Annotated in this window: 16 protein-coding genes; 8 read left to right on the top strand and 8 right to left on the bottom strand. The window is 65.3% G+C overall.

What is annotated here, in order from left to right; translation table 11 throughout:
- Both FN835_RS18615 and FN835_RS18610 read right to left on the bottom strand, forming a co-directional pair.
- Nucleotides 1–93, bottom strand: a 93-nt coding sequence (locus tag FN835_RS18615; RefSeq protein ID WP_142664743.1) for a biotin carboxylase N-terminal domain-containing protein, incomplete at its 3' end; no start/stop codon positions are given.
- A gap of 59 nt (nt 94–152) precedes the next feature.
- Nucleotides 153–623 (bottom strand): nucleoside deaminase, encoded by a 471-nt coding sequence (locus tag FN835_RS18610; protein ID WP_142664742.1) that lies wholly within the window; start codon nt 621–623, stop codon nt 153–155.
- A 108-nt stretch (nt 624–731) separates the two neighbouring features.
- Between FN835_RS18610 and FN835_RS18605 the strand changes: the two genes are divergently transcribed.
- Nucleotides 732–2,273, top strand: coding sequence for a pseudouridine synthase (locus tag FN835_RS18605; RefSeq protein WP_142664741.1), 1,542 nt, complete (start codon nt 732–734; stop codon nt 2,271–2,273).
- A gap of 117 nt (nt 2,274–2,390) precedes the next feature.
- On the opposite strand, the gene hemP is transcribed toward FN835_RS18605, so the two are convergent.
- Nucleotides 2,391–2,567 (bottom strand): hemin uptake protein HemP, encoded by a 177-nt coding sequence (hemP, locus tag FN835_RS18600; protein WP_142664740.1) that lies wholly within the window; start codon nt 2,565–2,567, stop codon nt 2,391–2,393.
- A gap of 221 nt (nt 2,568–2,788) precedes the next feature.
- Entirely contained in the window at nt 2,789–3,814 is a 1,026-nt protein-coding gene (locus FN835_RS18595) for a zinc ABC transporter substrate-binding protein (protein WP_142664739.1), read from the bottom strand.
- A gap of 80 nt (nt 3,815–3,894) precedes the next feature.
- Between FN835_RS18595 and FN835_RS18590 the strand changes: the two genes are divergently transcribed.
- The 4 genes from FN835_RS18590 (at nt 3,895) to FN835_RS18575 (ending at nt 6,391) form a co-directional block, all read left to right on the top strand.
- Nucleotides 3,895–4,389: a Fur family transcriptional regulator gene (locus tag FN835_RS18590; protein WP_142664738.1), complete on the top strand. Its 495-nt coding sequence runs from the start codon at nt 3,895–3,897 to the stop codon at nt 4,387–4,389.
- On the top strand, nt 4,386–5,168 hold the full coding sequence (locus FN835_RS18585; RefSeq protein WP_142664737.1) for a metal ABC transporter ATP-binding protein: 783 nt from the start codon (nt 4,386–4,388) through the stop codon (nt 5,166–5,168). The genes FN835_RS18590 and FN835_RS18585 overlap by 4 nt, the downstream gene beginning before the upstream one ends.
- 4 nt (nt 5,169–5,172) lie before the next feature.
- Nucleotides 5,173–5,955, top strand: coding sequence for a metal ABC transporter permease (locus FN835_RS18580; RefSeq protein WP_142664736.1), 783 nt, complete (start codon nt 5,173–5,175; stop codon nt 5,953–5,955).
- Between the two features lie 214 nt (nt 5,956–6,169).
- On the top strand, nt 6,170–6,391 hold the full coding sequence (locus FN835_RS18575; RefSeq protein WP_425467487.1) for a hypothetical protein: 222 nt from the start codon (nt 6,170–6,172) through the stop codon (nt 6,389–6,391).
- 217 nt (nt 6,392–6,608) lie between these two features.
- Here FN835_RS18575 and FN835_RS18570 read toward each other — a convergent pair whose 3' ends face one another.
- From FN835_RS18570 to FN835_RS18555, 4 genes are all read right to left on the bottom strand, one after another.
- A complete protein-coding gene (locus FN835_RS18570) occupies nt 6,609–7,247 on the bottom strand; it encodes a YjbF family lipoprotein (protein WP_246098803.1) in 639 nt (212 codons plus the stop codon).
- 11 nt (nt 7,248–7,258) lie between these two features.
- Complete coding sequence (locus FN835_RS18565; RefSeq protein ID WP_142664734.1) at nt 7,259–9,490, bottom strand: YjbH domain-containing protein; 2,232 nt, start codon at nt 9,488–9,490, stop codon at nt 7,259–7,261.
- An 84-nt stretch (nt 9,491–9,574) separates the two neighbouring features.
- Nucleotides 9,575–10,453 carry a hypothetical protein gene (locus FN835_RS18560; protein WP_142664733.1) on the bottom strand — a complete coding sequence of 293 codons (879 nt, stop codon included), beginning with the start codon at nt 10,451–10,453 and terminating at the stop codon, nt 9,575–9,577.
- Between the two features lie 134 nt (nt 10,454–10,587).
- Complete coding sequence (locus FN835_RS18555) at nt 10,588–11,970, bottom strand: L-serine ammonia-lyase (protein WP_142664732.1); 1,383 nt, start codon at nt 11,968–11,970, stop codon at nt 10,588–10,590.
- A 231-nt stretch (nt 11,971–12,201) separates the two neighbouring features.
- On the opposite strand from FN835_RS18555, the gene dusB reads away from it, so the two are divergent.
- From dusB to FN835_RS18540, 3 genes are read left to right on the top strand one after another with little or no spacing between them, the layout of a single operon-like run.
- Nucleotides 12,202–13,206 (top strand): tRNA dihydrouridine synthase DusB, encoded by a 1,005-nt coding sequence (dusB, locus tag FN835_RS18550; RefSeq protein WP_142664731.1) that lies wholly within the window; start codon nt 12,202–12,204, stop codon nt 13,204–13,206.
- Complete coding sequence (locus FN835_RS18545) at nt 13,203–14,366, top strand: two-component system sensor histidine kinase NtrB (protein WP_142664730.1); 1,164 nt, start codon at nt 13,203–13,205, stop codon at nt 14,364–14,366. The genes dusB and FN835_RS18545 overlap by 4 nt, the downstream gene beginning before the upstream one ends.
- Nucleotides 14,367–14,375: 9 nt before the next feature.
- On the top strand, nt 14,376–15,872 hold the full coding sequence (locus FN835_RS18540; protein WP_142664729.1) for a response regulator: 1,497 nt from the start codon (nt 14,376–14,378) through the stop codon (nt 15,870–15,872).
- Nucleotides 15,873–15,885 lie beyond the last annotated feature (13 nt).

Raw genomic sequence — 15,885 nt, 5'->3', positions numbered from 1 at the left:
AACGGCAACCGTCTTCTTCCCAAGCTCGTTCGCCGCGCGCATGACGCGGATCGCGATTTCGCCACGGTTCGCCACTAGAATCTTGTTGAACATCAATCCCCCCAATGTTCGTTGGACAGGCATCCTAAAGATGCTGCAGCGCAGCGCAAGCCTCAGTCATCTACACTGCCACTGCCCCTGCGTTCGCGAAAGAAGTCCTGCAGAATACGGCGCGATTCTGCTGCGGAAATGCCGTCGATCACTTCGGGGCGGTGATGGCATTGCGGGTGATCGAACACCCGCGCGCCGTGCCGCACGCCCCCCATGCGCGGATCGTCCGCACCGTAGTAAACCACTGAAATCCGGGCTGCGGAAATAGCTGCGGCGCACATCGGGCACGGCTCAAGCGTCACCCAAAGCTGCGAGCCGGGCAGGCGTTCCGACCCCAATATGCGACAGGCTTCGCGGATCGCCACGATTTCGGCATGGGCTGTCGGGTCCGACCATTCGCGGGTGCGGTTGCCTGCGCGGGCCAGCACGCGCCCGTCAGGCCCGACAAGCACGGCGCCCACGGGCACCTCGCCTCGCCGCGCTGCAGCATGCGCTTGGGCCAGCGCCTCGGGCATATGAGATGCGAAATCCATGCGGTTTTCTGACGCGACTTCTTTCATCGCGCAAGAACCGCTTCCATATTTACGGCGTTGGGACTAGATAGCCCGCTTTGCCACCGCAGAGATGCGCAGGAGATCGCCATGAACGACACGCCAGAACACAACGATTCCGTCAAGAAAACCGCCGACCGCATCGCGAAGGTGATTGCACGCGCCGGTGTTGCCAGCCGCCGCGATGCCGAACGCATGATCCTTGAGGGTCGCGTGACGGTGAACGGCAAGAAAATCGACAGCCCCGCGCTGGACGTGACCCCCGCCGACCGCATCACCGTGGACGGCAAAAAGCTGGAAGAGCCGCAGGAAACCAAGCTGTGGATGTATTACAAGCCGCTGGGTCTGGTCACCTCGGAATCCGACGAAAAGGGCCGCCAGACGGTCTTTGATGCGCTGCCGCGCGACCTGCCCCGCGTGATGACCGTGGGCAGGCTTGACCTGAATTCCGAAGGTCTGCTGCTGCTGACCAATGACGGAGAGCTGAAGCGGCGGCTGGAACTGCCCACCACCGGCTGGCTGCGTCGTTACCGCGTGCGCGTCAACGGCACGCCCAGCGATCTGACCTTTGCCCCCCTACGCCGCGGCGTGACCATTGATGGCGAGGATTTCGCCCCGATGGAGATTGCGCTGGACAGCCAGCAGGGCGCGAATGCGTGGCTGACCGTCGGCATCCGCGAAGGCAAGAACCGCGAGATCCGCCGCGCCATGTCGCATGTCGGCCTGATCGTGAACCGCCTGATCCGCATCGGTTACGGCCCCTTCAAGCTGACCGGCCTTGAGGAGAACGAGGTCCGCGAGGTCAAGCGCAAGGTGCTGCGTGACCAGCTTGGCGGACTGCTGACCGGCGAAGAAACCGATGCCAAGCCCCGCGATTTCCGCGAACGCGGTGCCGGGCGCCGTGACGAATCGACCGATGAGCGTCCGCGCCGCTTCGCCCGCCGCGAGGATGGCGACCGCAAACCCTTCGGCAACCGCGAGGATGGTGAGCGCCGTTCGTTCGGCGACCGCCCGCAGGGGGACCGCAAGCCTTTCGCCAAGCGCGAGGACGGGGATCGTAAACCTTTCGCGCGTCGCGAAGACGGTGATCGCAAGCCTTACGGCGACCGCCCGCAAAGCGACCGCCGCCCGTTTGCCAAGCGCGAGGACGGCGACCGCAAGCCTTATGCCAAGCGCGAGGATGGTGAGCGCCGTTCGTTCGGCGACCGTCCGCAGGGCGACCGCAAGCCCTATGCCAAACGCGAGGATGGCGACCGTCCCTTTGCCAAGCGCGAGGGCAAGCCGTTTGCCCGCCGTGAAGATGGCGACCGTAAGCCTTACGCCAAGCGCGAGGATGGTGAGCGTCGTTCCTTCGGCGACCGTCCGCAGGGCGACCGCAAGCCCTATGCAAAGCGTGAGGACGGGGATCGCAAACCCTATGCCCGCCGCGAAGACGGCGACCGCAAACCGTTCGAGAAACGCGATGGTGAGCGGAAATCCTTTGGCGGCAAACCCGAATCGCGCGGTGGCAAGCCGGGCGGCAAGCCCTTTGGCAAACCCGGTGGTTTCGCGGGCAAAGGTGGTCCCAGAAACACAGATCGCGCCCCCGGCAAGGGGACGCGACCCGAGGGAAAAGGTCCGCGTCGCGGCTGATTGCCGCAGACAAGTTGCCGGGCAATTGCTGCAGGGCAACGTGGGTTCTTATCGGAAAGGGCGCGGGGCTATCCGCGCCCTTTTCGCATCCGGCAGGTAGTCGGCCTGCGCGGGGAATTACTTGGTCAGGATCAGCTTGCCCGCGCGGGTGATGCGCAGGTTATAGACCTGATCGCCCAGCACGATCAGCGCCTGATTGCCGCCAGCGGTCAGCACTTCGGCATCGTATTCCGGCAGGCGTTGCAGCGCGGTTGCGCCGGGGCGGGAAAATTCGGCGGGGCGGGTCGCGGTCATATCCAATTCCTCGTTCCTTTGATAGCGCGGTGACATTAACCTGACAAAAATCATGAGATATGTCAAAGGAAAATAGTCGGGAATTATTCCGCACAGCAAAACCCCTTGAATCAGGCCATTAGGGCGGGGCGGCAGGCATGAAAAAAGGGCGGATGCCAGCCCCGGCATCCGCCCCCTTTTCCTGCCCCGCGGAGGGGCGTGGCAGGAAACCCCCTGTTCCGTCAGTCCTTCAGGCAATCGGCAAAAGCTGTGCCCATGTTGCGCAGGATCCCGGCATATAGCGCCGCGCCTTCGCCCGCCGTGCTGCCTTCTGGGTCCAGTGCCGCGCCTTCGCGGGCGCCGGTGCCTTCGGTCACCACATGCAAAAGCTTGGGATCGTGGTTCGCCTCGGGAAAGGCGCAGCTTGCACCCGCGTCGCGAATCTGGGTCTGGATTTCCCTGAGCCGCGCGGCCGAGGGCGTGCTGGCATCGCCAAGGCTGACAGGGATCGCTGCCTCAAGGCCGAAATGCTGGGTGAAATAGCCATAGGCGTCGTGGAAGACCACGAAATGCTTGCCCATGGCGGGCTCCAGCGTGGCTTTCAGTTCAGTGTCCAGCGCGGTCAGATCGGCCACGCCCTGTTGGGCATTGGCGCGATAGGCGGAGGCATTGTCGGGGTCGCGTTGGGCCAGGGTCTCGGCGATGGCGGCAAGCCAGATTTTGCCGTTTTCGGGGTCCAGCCATGCATGGGGATCGGTCCCGGAATGGTGGTGGTCATGATCGCCGTGGTCGTCATGCTCATGCTCATGCTCATGCTCATGCTCATGCTCATGCTCATGCGCGGCATGGTCGTGATCGTGATCCTCGGGATGGTCATGGTCGTGTTCGTCGCCGTGATCATGTCCGTCACCCGCATATTCGCGCAGCCGCGTGTCGGGAACGGCCAGCAGCGGCATCGACGCACCTTGCGCCAGCGCCTCGGACGGGCGGACCAGCCAGGGGGCCAGTTCTGGCCCGATCCAGACCAGCAGATCGGCGTTTTGCAGGCTGCGCGCCTGACTGGGGCGCATCTGGTAATGGTGCGGGTCGCCGCCCGCCTCCATCAGGACGGTGGGGCTGCCCAGATCGCCCATCACCTGCGCAACAAGTGCGCCGACGGCGGGAATGTCGGTCACGACATTCGGCACCTCTGCCAATGCGGGCAGCGTGGTCAGGCCAAGGGCGGCGCTGGCGAACAGGGACAGGCGGATGCGGGATATACGGGTCATGGGCAGGCTCTCTTGCAGAAACGCCGTGGTTATTTATGTTATATCGTAACCCGTCAAGAGAAATGTGATAATATAACGAAATGTCCGACACACATCCGGTCGATCCGTTTCATGCCCATGACCACGCCCATTGCACGGCGACCGTCCTTGCCCGCGCCGAGGAACAGGCCCGCGCCGAAGGCGTGCGCCTGACCCCGGTGCGCCGCCGCGTACTGGAAATCCTGCTTGAATCGCATCGCGCCATGGGGGCCTATGACGTGCTGGAGCGTCTGGCGGCCGAAGGGTATGGCAAGCAGCCGCCCGTCGCCTATCGTGCGCTGGACTTTCTGGTCGAGCAGGGCTTTGCCCATCGCGTGCGCCGCCTGAACGCCTATGCCGCCTGCCTGTCGGAAAAGCGCGACCATGCGCCCAGTTTCCTCATCTGCCGCAATTGCGAACAGGTGGCCGAGGCGGAAAGCGCCGCCCTTCGCGGCGCGCTGGCCGATCTGGGGGCCGAGAACGGCTTTACCATCGAACGCAGCACCATCGAACTGCTGGGCCTGTGCGCGGCCTGCGCCAAGGCAGGACAGGCATGACCGCCGCGCTGATTCAGGCCCGCGACATGACCGTCAGCCATCCCGGCGCCGATCTGCCGGTGTTGTCGCATGTCAGCATGGGCATCCAACCGCGCGAGATCGTGACAGTCGTGGGGCCGAACGGCTCGGGCAAATCGACGCTGGTGCGGGCGCTGCTGGGGCAGGTCGCCTTGACCTCGGGGCGGGTCGAGCGGGCGCGGGGCCTGCGCATCGGCTATGTGCCGCAGCGGGTCCATATCGAACGCGCCATGCCCATGACCGTGCGCCGCTTCCTGTCGCTGCCGACGCGCGTCAGCGATGCCCAAGCAGCGGCTGTGTTAGAGCGCACGGGGGTGCCGGGGCTGGAACAGCGCCAGATTGCGGCGCTGTCGGGCGGGCAGTTCCAGCGCGTCCTGCTGGCCCGTGCGCTGCTGAACGATCCGCAGCTTTTGGTGCTGGACGAACCCACGCAGGGGCTGGACCAGCCCGGCATTGTCGCCTTTTACCGCCTGATCGAGGAAGTGCGTCAGGAAACCGGCGTGGCCGTGCTGATGGTCAGCCATGATCTGCTGGTGGTGATGCGCGCCTCGGACCGGGTGATCTGCCTGAACGGGCATGTCTGCTGCGAAGGCACGCCGCAGGTGGTCAGTGCCGCGCCTGAATACCGCGCCCTGTTCGGGGCCGAGGCGCAGGGCACGCTGGCGCTTTACCGCCACCATCATGACCATGACCACGACCATGTCGAGGAGCATGTCCACGGCCCCGATTGCGGCCACCACCACCACCATCGCGAAGGTTGACCGAATGCTTGACGATTTCCTGATCCGCGCCTTGATCGCGGGGCTGGGCCTTGTGCTGGCGACCGGGGCGCTGGGGTCGTTCGTCGTCTGGCGGCGCATGGCCTATTTCGGCGACTCGACTTCGCATGCCGCGATCCTTGGCGTCGCGCTAAGCTTTGCGTTCTCGATGCCGTTCTATCTGGGGACATTGGCCGTCGCAGTCGGCATGGCGTTGCTGGTCGCTTGGCTGACGGGCCGGGGGCAGGGGATGGATACGGTGCTGGGCGTCATCGCCCATTCCGCGCTGGCCACCGGGCTTTTGGCGGCAAGTTTCATCCCCGGCCTGCGCATGAACCTTGATGCCTTTCTGTTTGGCGACATCCTTGCCGTCACGCGCAGCGATCTGGTCTGGATCTGGGGCGGCGCGCTGGCCGTGCTGGGCCTGCTGGTCTGGCGCTGGCAGCGGCTGATCACCGCTTCGGTCAACGAGGAATTGGCGGTCGCCGCAGGCATCAATCCGAAATTCGAGCGGTTGATCCTGTCGCTTGCCTTGGCCATTGTGGTGGCCATTGCGATTCGCATCGTGGGGGCCTTGCTGATCTCGGCCATGCTGATCGTGCCCGCTGCCGCAGCACGCGGATTCGCAAGAACGCCTGAACAGATGGCTGGTTCCGCAACTTTTATCGGAGCCTTGGCGGTGGTCTGCGGACTTTTCGCCAGCTTGCGGCTGGACACGCCCGCCGGACCGTCGATCATCGTCGTTTCCGCAGCAATTTATGCCGTTTCCTTGGTAGCTTACAGGAAGTAGGCCAATTCCCGGCGCATATCGCCGCGGCGGGAACCGGCCAGTCGGCGGGCGGTTTGCCGCCGACCGTCCAAGGTGTTGGCGAATATGCAACAGTTTGGCGCAGCGCGAAAGAATGGCGTTTCAAGATAGCTTTCCAAGTCATTGGCTTTATGCGACTGTCGCAACGATGCTGCTGGAAACTGCAGCCTTCAAAGTACTTGAACGGAGCATGATCATGACCAAATTTGCTACCTTTGCGCTGGCCCTCGGCCTGACCGCATCGTCCGCTCTCGCTGGCGGCTACGTCGCCCCCGTCGTCGAAGTTGAGCCGGTCGTCGTTGACGAGAAGCCCGCTTCGTCGAACGCTGGCCTCGTCGTCCCCGCCCTGCTGCTGCTGGGCGTCATCGCCGCCGTCGCTTCGGACGACGACGATGATGATGACGACTCGACCAACTAATCTTCCGCAAGGAAGCTTGGTACAGGAGGGCTGGCCTTCGGGTCAGCCCTTTACCATTGCGTCATGACCTTTTGCCTTGGCATCCGGCTGTAAGTGCCCCTTCGGGTGCGGCGCGACAGACCAAAAGGCAAAACGACAAAGGCCCGCATCGCTGCGGGCCTTTTGCATTTTCGAACCAAGGCGACCCGCGCCCGCATGGGGCGCAGGTGTCAGGTGATCAGGGGCGCAGTTCCTGAATGGTGACGTAGCCCAGATTCGGGCCGATCCATTGGCGCGACACCGTAATGCGCCCACCCTGAACCATGTAGTTGTTCTGGAATGTCAGCGGCCCATTCTCGCAGCTTTCCACCATGACGCCGGGCCGGGGGCCCGCGCCGATGGTGCAGGTCAGCGTCATCGGACGCTCAAGCCCGTCGCCGGTCCAGTAGCGCATGACGCGCTGGGTCTGGCCGCCACGGCTGGCGCGGATCAGCGCCGCCGATTGCGCGGAATCCGCGACCGACAGGTCGTGCCCCAGGCCGCGCGTGCCGACCAGCATCCCGCCGCGCAGGACAAGCGCCTGTTCGTTCGGCGTCATATAGGTGCGTTGCCCGGCATTTTCGCCGGTCATGGCCATCACCTGGGTCGAGCCCTGGCTTTCCAGCCCGACCAGGATCAGCGGGCCTTTGTTCACGCGCAGCGCGGTCGCGGCCATTTCGTTCGGGTCGCGCGGCTGGGCGGGGGTGGCGTCGGCCTTGCGGCTGTCCACCGTCTGCCGCGCCGCCTGCACCAGCTTGCCCGCGATCGAGTCCTGGCTGCTCATGTTGCCGCAGGCGGCCAGCATGGCCAGCGCCGTCGCGCCGATTGCGTAACGCATCGTCGTTCCGATCATCGCCAGAACCTCCCCCAACCTTGGTAAAGTTGGCCCGACTGGCTTTCGCGGACCTTGTCGTACAGCCGCCCATCGACACGCAGGCGCGAGCCACCGTCACGCGACAGCGAACGGATGTCGCCACCCACGCGGCGCAGCGACGGGTCGCCCGTGCCCCAGCCCAGCGGGATCGAGATGGTCACGCCCTTGTCGAACGAACCTTCGCCGAAGTCTTCTTCGGACATGTCGGTCTTGGTCACCCATGCGCCGACTTTCCAGCCATTGGCGAATTGGCGCGAAACGGTCAGCGTCGCGCCATTGTCGCCCGCCAGATACTTGCCCACGTCCAGTTCGGCGGTGATGCCGTTCTGGAATTCGTAATAGGCCGACACATGCCCGGTCGTGACCTCATAGTCGCGGAAGCTGAAGGCATCGCGGAAATCGCGTTTCTTGACGCGGTTGATTTCCGCACCAAGCGCCAGCGGCGAATTGGTCGGATACCACAGCGCCTCGGCCGAGACGCCGCCGAAGCTGCGTTCCAGCAGGCCGACGGTCAGGCGGGTGTAAACCGTCTCGGTCGGCTTGGCGTAATAGGCCAGCGTCAGGCGCGGAATGGTCGGGCGCTTGTTGCCCGAATACATCCGGCTGTCCGAACGCACGCGCGGCACGCCATTGGCATCGTAATCGGTGTCCAGATCTTCGTATTCATCCGGGTCCATGCCGCCCGGCGCTTCCTGCTTGGTCGTGCCTGCGACGCGCTGGCGCACGCTGCCCGCAAGGACCAGACCCGGCGTCAGTTCGTATTCCATCACCGCCTCGGCGCCCAGCTCATAGCGGAACGGTTCATCCGGGTCGAAAAGCGAGGTCGCGACATAGGGCTTGATCGCCCAGCGGAAGCGCGGGAATTCTTCAGTGTTCAGCACCAGATTGCCCGGACGCGGATCGGCGTCGGTCACCACCGCGACATTGGCGATCTGCCCGGCTTCGCTGTTCTCCAACCGCTCGACATCCGAACGGCGCAGCGTGACCGAGCTGGTCGGCAGTCCGTCTTCGGACGAGGTGATGACGAATGTCTCGACCGAGGGGGGCAGGGCGCGGGTCATAAGACGCGCGGTGCGGCCCACGGCCTCGGCCTGTTGGATATAGCGGTTGTTGCGGATGCGGACTTCGGCGCGATTGGCGTCCAGCGCCATCGATTCCAGCGTCTGCCCTTCTTTCGACAGGGCGTCGCCCAGTGCTTTCTGGATCGCGGGTTGCGCGGTCGGGTCTGCCGACCATGCGCCCGACCAGCCATCGGGATCGGCGGACGGCGCGGGACGTGCGCGCACCGGGGCAGGCGCTTTTTCCAGACCCGAGGGGAAAGGCGCCTGACGCGGATCCATTGCCACGCTGAACTGCACGCCGAACTGCTTGCCGCCCAGCACATAGGCGCCTAGCTGATAGTTCGGTCCCATCTGATAGGTCGCGCCCAGGTTGATGTTGTTCGACAATTCGTCCTTGTCGCCCACCCAGATTTCGCGGGCGCAATTGTCGGCATCGCCGGTTTCACAGGCATAGTCGTCACCGGAATATTCGGCGGACAGCGCCAGCTTGTCGGTCGCCTGCCAGGTCACGCTGGCAAAGGGCGCGACATCGCCGCGGAACCACTGATCGACATTGGGCTTGCCGCCCGTATCTTCGTCCGGGCCACCGCGGTCGCCAAAGCTGCCGATGCTGCCCGAGCTTGCCAGACGTCCCCAGCCCAGACCGGCGCTGACGCGCAGGCGCGGATTGATGGTCTTGGTCGCGACGATATATTCGGCGCTGTAAAAGCCCGTCCCCATGAAATCCTGAAGCCCGATCGCCATGGCCGGACGCCAGCCGTTCGGGTTTTCATCCATGAACTGATAGCGCAGGTCGAAGCTGCGGTCCCAGACATAGCCGCGACGTTCATCGTTCGTCGGCTCACCGATGCCGTCATCGGTGATGTCGAACCGGCCATAGCGCAGCGCGACGGTCAGGCGCGGCAGGGCCTGAAACACCAGCGTATTGCGGCGCGCAAGATCGGAATAGCTAAGCGTGGCGCCCAGCGTGGCATCCGGCAACATTTCTGCCGAAGGCGTGTCGATGGCACCCGGCAGGCCATATGAATTGTAATTCCGGCCGATCAACGGATCAGCCTGCACCGCGGCTGGCCCAAGGCTCAGAAGCAGCGCCACCGGCATGGTCGAGGCCATGAGGCGGCGGGTCAGGGTCGAATGGGCGCGCATCGGCGTGTCCTCTCAGATGGCATCCCGCAGGCGTCTGCGGAGCAAGGCCCGCGCATCTTGTGACGCACGGGCCGGTGGCTTGGCTTATTCGGTGGTCGAGGTCGGTGCCGGTGGCAGCACCGTTTCGGGAACCGGGGTGGTGTCGGGGGCCGTGGCAGGCGCGGTTTCAGCCGCAGGCGCGTCAGCCGCAGGGGTCGCAGGCGCTGCCGGAGCAGGCGTCGCGGGTGCTTCCGGTGCCGCCGCAGCAGGCGCTGCAGGCGCGGGCGTCGTGGTCGCCGGTGCGGGCGTCACTGCCGGGGTTTCCGGCGCGGTCGTCGTGGCCGGTGCCTCGGTCGCGGGCGTCGTCGCGGGCTCGGTCACAGGCGCGGTGCTGCTTGCCGCCGGGGTCGTCGCGGCCTCGGCCGGTTTCGCGGCAGGTGCTGCGGGCTTCGGCGCGGCTTTCTTGGGCGTCGGTGCTGCGGACGAGGCGCGGACCTGCGGCTTCGGCACGCTGTCGGTCGGTGCGGCGCAGCCACTCAGGCGCTGCGTGCCCACGCGCAGTTGTGCGGTGAAGGGGGTCTTGGCGTCACCCGTCTGACATTCCGCCGCGCGGACGTTCAGCGAGAAGACCGAGCCGTTCATCGTGCCGATGAATTCGACGCCGCGACCATAAGTCATGCGGCGCACGGTCACGCCGGTCGAGCGTTGGCCGGGGCGTTCGTAGACGGCCAGCTTGTCGCCTGCCGTCACCACCCAGCCGGAACCGGCGGCGCGGAAAATTGCGGTGTTCATGGTGCTGGCTTCGGCGGTCGAAACTGCGGTGCCTTCGGTGCCGGTTTCGATCGGGGCGTCCAGCGGCGAAACGGTGGGCGGGCCGGAATGCGCCGCGACCTCGGGTTCATCGGACTGCTGAAAGGGCAGTTCGCCACAAGCGGTAAGCGCAACTGTCATCGACAGCACGGCGAAAGCCGAACGGAATTTCATCTGCTCTGTCCCGGTTCCTTGGGTTTTCCTTATGCCTTCTTGGCTACAGGAACCCCCCGGCTTGGGCAAGCATTCAGCGCCAAACTACGTAAATGCCGCCCAATCCTGCGCGGTTAGTTGCGCGTTTGCCCGTCTCAGCAGTTCGGGACATTGACGGCCAGACCACCCAGCGAGGTTTCCTTGTATTTTTCGGACATGTCGAGGCCGGTCTGGCGCATAGTCTCGATTGCGGCGTCCAGCGGCACGAAATGCTTGCCATCGCCGCGCAGCGCAAGGCTGGCCGCCGAAACGGCCTTGATCGCGCCCAGTCCGTTGCGCTCGATGCAGGGCACCTGCACCAGCCCGCGCACCGGGTCGCAGGTCATGCCAAGGTGATGCTCCAGCGCGATTTCGGCGGCGTTTTCCACCTGTTCGGGGGTGCCGCCCAGCACGGCGCACAGCCCGGCCGCTGCCATGGCGCTGGCGCTGCCCACCTCGGCCTGACAGCCGCATTCCGCACCCGAGATCGAGGCGTTGTGCTTGACCAGCCCGCCCACCGCCGAAGCGGTCAGCATGAATTCGTCCAACTGCCGCAGGCTGGCGCCCGGCACATGGTCCAGCCAATAGCGGATGACCGCAGGCACGACGCCCGCCGCGCCATTGGTGGGGGCGGTCACCACCTGTCCGCCCGCCGCGTTTTCTTCGTTCACCGCCATCGCATAGATCGACATCCAGTCGTTGATGACATGGGGGGCGGTCAGGTTCATGCCCGCCTCGGCCTTCAACGCCTCATGGATGCCCGAGGCGCGGCGGCGGATCGACAACCCGCCCGGCAGGATGCCCCCGGTCGCAAGGCCGCGGTCCATGCAATCGCGCATCACCTGCCAGATCCGTTCGATCCCCGCCGAAATCTGCGCGTCCGAGCGGTAGACCCGTTCATTTTCGCGCTTCATCTGGGCAATGGTCTTGCCCGATTTTTCAGCCATCTCAAGCATCTCGGCAGCAAGCGAGAAGGGATAGGGCACGCGGGGCGCGTCGTCGCTGCGGGTGTCGCTGCCCTTGGCGGCCAGCTCTGCCTCGGTCATCACGAAGCCGCCGCCGATCGAGTAATAGACCTCCTGAAAGATCACGTCGCCCTGCGCGTCGGTGGCCATCAGGATCATGCCATTGGCATGACCGGCCAGCGCCCGGTCAAAGTCGAAGATCAGATCGCGCGCCGGATCAAAAGCCAGATCGCCCAGACCTGCGGGCGACAGGATGCCGGTTTCGTGGTTCGCCGCAAGCGCCGCCTCGGCGGCTTCGGCATCCATGGTTTCGGGCAGAAAACCCGCAAGTCCAAGGATCGTGGCCCGGTCGGTGGCGTGCCCTTTGCCGGTAAAGGCAAGGCTGCCATGCAGGCTGGCGCGCAGCCCATGCGCCTTGAACGGCTGGGCGCGCAGCCCGTCCAGAAAGCGTCCGCCCGCCACCATCGGCCCCATCGTATGGGACGATGACGGACCCACCCCGATCTTGAAGACGTCGAAGACCGACAGAAACATGGCGCGCTACCCTTCCTTGCTTGCGTCAGAGTTAATATCTGACCCGCACAGATGCCAGTGCCGCTGCGACGCGCCGCAAGCACGACTGCGACATTTGACGGATTAAAGACTGCACGGTATTTAGGCATTAAGCCTGCAAAACCAGCAGATACCGCAAGGACACGAAAGCCTGTCGATCAGGCAGTCGCCCTTTTCTTTCGCATTCCTGACCGACACCCTACGAGTTGCCACATGAGCCTGCCTGAACCCATCATTCTCAACGACACGCAGCTTGGGCCGCCGGTCTTTCTGGCACCCATGGCGGGCATCACGGATTTGCCGTTTCGCCGCGCGGTTGCGCGTCACGGCGGGGCGGGGCTGATGGTCAGCGAAATGGTCGCCTCGTCCGAAATGGTGACGCCGCGCCCGTCCAACCGTGCCTCGGTCCGGGCCAAGGCGCTGATCGAAGGCGTGTTGCCCGTCAGCGTCCAGATCGCGGGGCGCGAGGCAGGCGTGATGGCCGAAACCGCGCGGATCGTCGCGGGCATGGGCGCGCGGATCGTGGACATCAACATGGGCTGCCCGGCCAAAAAGGTGACGGGCGGGCTTTCGGGCGCGGCCCTGATGCGTGATCTGGATCATGCGCTGGGGCTGATCGATGCCGTGGTCGCTGCCGTCCCCGATCTGCCGGTGACGCTGAAGATGCGGCTGGGCTGGGACGCGGATTGCATGAACGCGCCGGAACTGGCGGCGCGGGCGCGCGACGCAGGGATCAGGATGCTGACCGTGCATGGCCGCACGCGGGCGCAGTTCTATACGGGCAGTGCCGACTGGTCGCGGATCCGCGCGGTGGCCAACCTGCCGGGGCGTCCGCCGCTGGTCGCGAATGGCGATGTGGTCGATGCCGCATCTGCGCGCGAAGCGCTGGCGCAATCGGGGGCCGATGCCGTCATGGTCGGTCGCGGTGCGCAGGGCCAGCCATGGAAGCTGGCGCAGATCGCGCATCAGCTTTGGGGCACGCCTGCGCCGACCATCCCGCAGGGTGGGGCGCTTTCCGACGCAATCTCACAGCATTACGAGGATATTCTGCAGCTATACGGCAATGAACTGGGCCTGCGTGTCGCCCGTAAGCATCTTGGCTGGTATGCCGATGCGAACGGTGCGCCGAACCGGGCGGAACTGATGCGCGCCACCTCGGTTCAGGCGACGCTGGCGGCGATCCGCGCGGGTTTTGCCGACGCACAGGGGGCCGCATGAGATTTCGGGTCAAGGCCAGAGCCGACAGTCGCGGCGAGCTGTCCGAAATCCCCCCGGATTTCGTTCCGGCCGAGGTGGGTCCGAACTGGTCTGCCTTGCCCTTGCCCGCCATCATCATCGACGCGCAGGGTCGCATCGCGGGCATGAACGATCTGGCCGAGGCGTTCCTGAACGTCTCGCGCCGCTCGGCGATGGGGCTGCCGCTTGAGGGCCCCGAGATTCAGAAACGGCTGCGCATCGTGCCGCCGATGTCGGAAATGCTGGACCGCGTGCGCGAAGGGCATGAGGGGCTGAACCGTTCCGGCGTGCGCTTTGAAATCGGGGACGGGCTGGGCGGACATGCCGACCGCGTGGGCACGATCCATGCAGGTCCGGTCCCCAGTCCCGAAGGCGGCAGCGTGGTGATGATCGCGCCCAGCGAAAATTCCGGGCGGCTTGGGCAGGGACGCGCCGTGCGTTCCGCCGCGCGTCAGGCCATCGGCATGTCGGAAATGCTGGCGCATGAGATCAAGAACCCGCTGGCGGGCATCCGGGGCGCAGCGCAGCTGATCGGCATGAACCTTGCCCCCGAAGACCGCGACCTTGCCGATCTGATCGTCGCGGAATCTCGCCGCATCGTGGAATTGCTGGATCAGGTGGAACGCTTTGGCGACACCTCGGCCCCGAAACTGACCGAGGTGAACGTTCACGACGTGCTGGAGCGTGTGCGGCGTTCGGCCATGGTTGGATTTGGCAAGGGGCTGAAGATCGTGCCCGACTACGACCCCTCGCTGCCGGCTGCGCTGGCGGATAACGACCAGCTTGTGCAGGTCTGCCTGAATTTGGTCAAGAACGCCGCCGAGGCGATCAAGCGCGACGGGCGCGACACCGGCACGATCCGAATGCGCAGTTTCTATGACGGCACGCTGCGGATGGCCCCGACCGAGGCCGAGCCTGCGGGCCGCAGCCTGCCATTGCAGATCGAGATCGAGGATGACGGCCCCGGCATCCCCGAAAACATTGCAGACGAGGTGTTCGAACCCTTCGTTTCGGGGCGCGAGAACGGCACAGGCCTTGGTCTGGCGCTTGTCTCGAAAATCATCACTGACCATGGGGCGTGGATCGCGCTGGACAGCCGCCCCGGTCGCACCGTTTTCCGCATATCACTTCCCAAAGCCTGAGGTTTCATCATGGACGGCACCGTTCTGATCGCTGACGACGACCGCACCATCCGCACCGTTCTGACCCAGGCATTAACCCGCGCAGGGTGCCGGGTCCATGCGACCGGATCATTGTCGCAATTGCAGCGCTGGGTCGAAGAGGGGCGCGGCGATCTGGTGATCACCGATGTGATGATGCCCGATGGCAACGGCATCGACATGATCCCCGCGATCCGCAAAGCGCGTCAGGATCTGCCGGTCATCGTGATCTCGGCGCAAAACACCATCGTCACCGCGATTCGCGCGACCGAGGCGGCTGCATTCGATTATCTGCCCAAGCCCTTTGATCTGCCCGATCTGATGGTGCGCGCCAATCAGGCATTGTCGCGCCGGTCGCGCAAGTCCGATCCCGTGCCTGTGCCGGGTCTGCCCACGCCCGAGGCCGCCGATCCGACCTTGCCGCTGATCGGTCACGCGCCCGCCATGCAGAACCTGTTCCGCATGGTCGCCCGCGTCCTGAACGCCGACCTGCCCGTGATGATCGCGGGCGAGGCGGGGGTGGGCAAGACCGTGGTCGCGCGGTCATTCCACGATCTGTCCGACCGCCGCGACGCGGGTTTTGCGGTGCTGACCTCGGCCGACCTGTCCGAGGAGGCGATTGCCCGCGCGGGCGAACGTGCCGCAGGCGGGACGCTGCTGATCGAGGATCCGGCAGGTTTTGGCACCGCCGCACAGGCCCGTCTGATCGGGCTGATCGAGGCATGGGAAGTCGGCCCCGGCCGCAACCAGATGCCGCGCCTTGTATCGACCACCGGACCCGAGCCGCAGGCCGAGGTCGCGGCAGGCAGGCTGCGTGCCGATCTTTACTATCGCCTTGCCGGTGTGACGGTCGCCGTGCCGCCGCTGCGGGCGCGCGTCGACGACATCCCGCCGCTGGCCCGCCATCTGCTGGCCCGCGCGGCGGCCCAAGGTCTGCCGCAGCGCGCGCTGTCGGATGGGGCGACCGCGCTGATCCGCGCCTATGCCTTCCCCGGCAACGTGCGCGAGCTGGAAAACCTGATGCGCCGCCTGGCGCTGACCGCCGCAGGGGCCGAAATCACCGAGGCAGAGGCCCGCACGGCGCTGGCAGAATCCGCACCTTTGGCTGCCGCCTCGATCGCGGCGAACGCTGCGGTCTCGCGGCCGGTATCCGCGACGCCCGCCCCCACGCCAACGCATCAGGCCGCAGCACCCAGCGTTGCGGCATCGGCCCCGTCCGTGGCCGAGCCCGCCAATGCCCGCCTGTCGCAATCGGTCGAGATGCATCTGCAACGCTATTTCGATCTGCATGGCGACCAGTTGCCGCCGCCCGGCCTTTACGACCGCATCCTGCGCGAAATCGAAAAGCCGCTGCTGGAAATCGCGCTCGATGCAACGGGCGGCAATCAGCTAAGATGTGCCGATCTGCTGGGGATCAACCGCAATACGTTGCGCAAGAAGCTGACCGACCTGAATATCGAGGTGACACGGCGCCGCAAACTGATGTAAAACGGCCACAGAG

Source organism: Paracoccus laeviglucosivorans (genome assembly GCF_900182695.1).
Taxonomy (GTDB): domain Bacteria; phylum Pseudomonadota; class Alphaproteobacteria; order Rhodobacterales; family Rhodobacteraceae; genus Paracoccus; species Paracoccus laeviglucosivorans.
This window is presented reverse-complemented; position numbering and strand designations above follow the sequence as displayed.

Coding starts and splice junctions, on each gene's coding strand:
- FN835_RS18610 (WP_142664742.1), bottom strand. CDS start 623: ATGGATTTCGCATCTCATATGCCCGAGGCGCTGGCCCAAGCGCATGCT.
- FN835_RS18605 (WP_142664741.1), top strand. CDS start 732: ATGAACGACACGCCAGAACACAACGATTCCGTCAAGAAAACCGCCGAC.
- hemP (WP_142664740.1), bottom strand. CDS start 2,567: ATGACCGCGACCCGCCCCGCCGAATTTTCCCGCCCCGGCGCAACCGCG.
- FN835_RS18595 (WP_142664739.1), bottom strand. CDS start 3,814: ATGACCCGTATATCCCGCATCCGCCTGTCCCTGTTCGCCAGCGCCGCC.
- FN835_RS18590 (WP_142664738.1), top strand. CDS start 3,895: ATGTCCGACACACATCCGGTCGATCCGTTTCATGCCCATGACCACGCC.
- FN835_RS18585 (WP_142664737.1), top strand. CDS start 4,386: ATGACCGCCGCGCTGATTCAGGCCCGCGACATGACCGTCAGCCATCCC.
- FN835_RS18580 (WP_142664736.1), top strand. CDS start 5,173: ATGCTTGACGATTTCCTGATCCGCGCCTTGATCGCGGGGCTGGGCCTT.
- FN835_RS18575 (WP_425467487.1), top strand. CDS start 6,170: ATGACCAAATTTGCTACCTTTGCGCTGGCCCTCGGCCTGACCGCATCG.
- FN835_RS18570 (WP_246098803.1), bottom strand. CDS start 7,247: ATGCGTTACGCAATCGGCGCGACGGCGCTGGCCATGCTGGCCGCCTGC.
- FN835_RS18565 (WP_142664734.1), bottom strand. CDS start 9,490: ATGCGCGCCCATTCGACCCTGACCCGCCGCCTCATGGCCTCGACCATG.
- FN835_RS18560 (WP_142664733.1), bottom strand. CDS start 10,453: ATGAAATTCCGTTCGGCTTTCGCCGTGCTGTCGATGACAGTTGCGCTT.
- FN835_RS18555 (WP_142664732.1), bottom strand. CDS start 11,970: ATGTTTCTGTCGGTCTTCGACGTCTTCAAGATCGGGGTGGGTCCGTCA.
- dusB (WP_142664731.1), top strand. CDS start 12,202: ATGAGCCTGCCTGAACCCATCATTCTCAACGACACGCAGCTTGGGCCG.
- FN835_RS18545 (WP_142664730.1), top strand. CDS start 13,203: ATGAGATTTCGGGTCAAGGCCAGAGCCGACAGTCGCGGCGAGCTGTCC.
- FN835_RS18540 (WP_142664729.1), top strand. CDS start 14,376: ATGGACGGCACCGTTCTGATCGCTGACGACGACCGCACCATCCGCACC.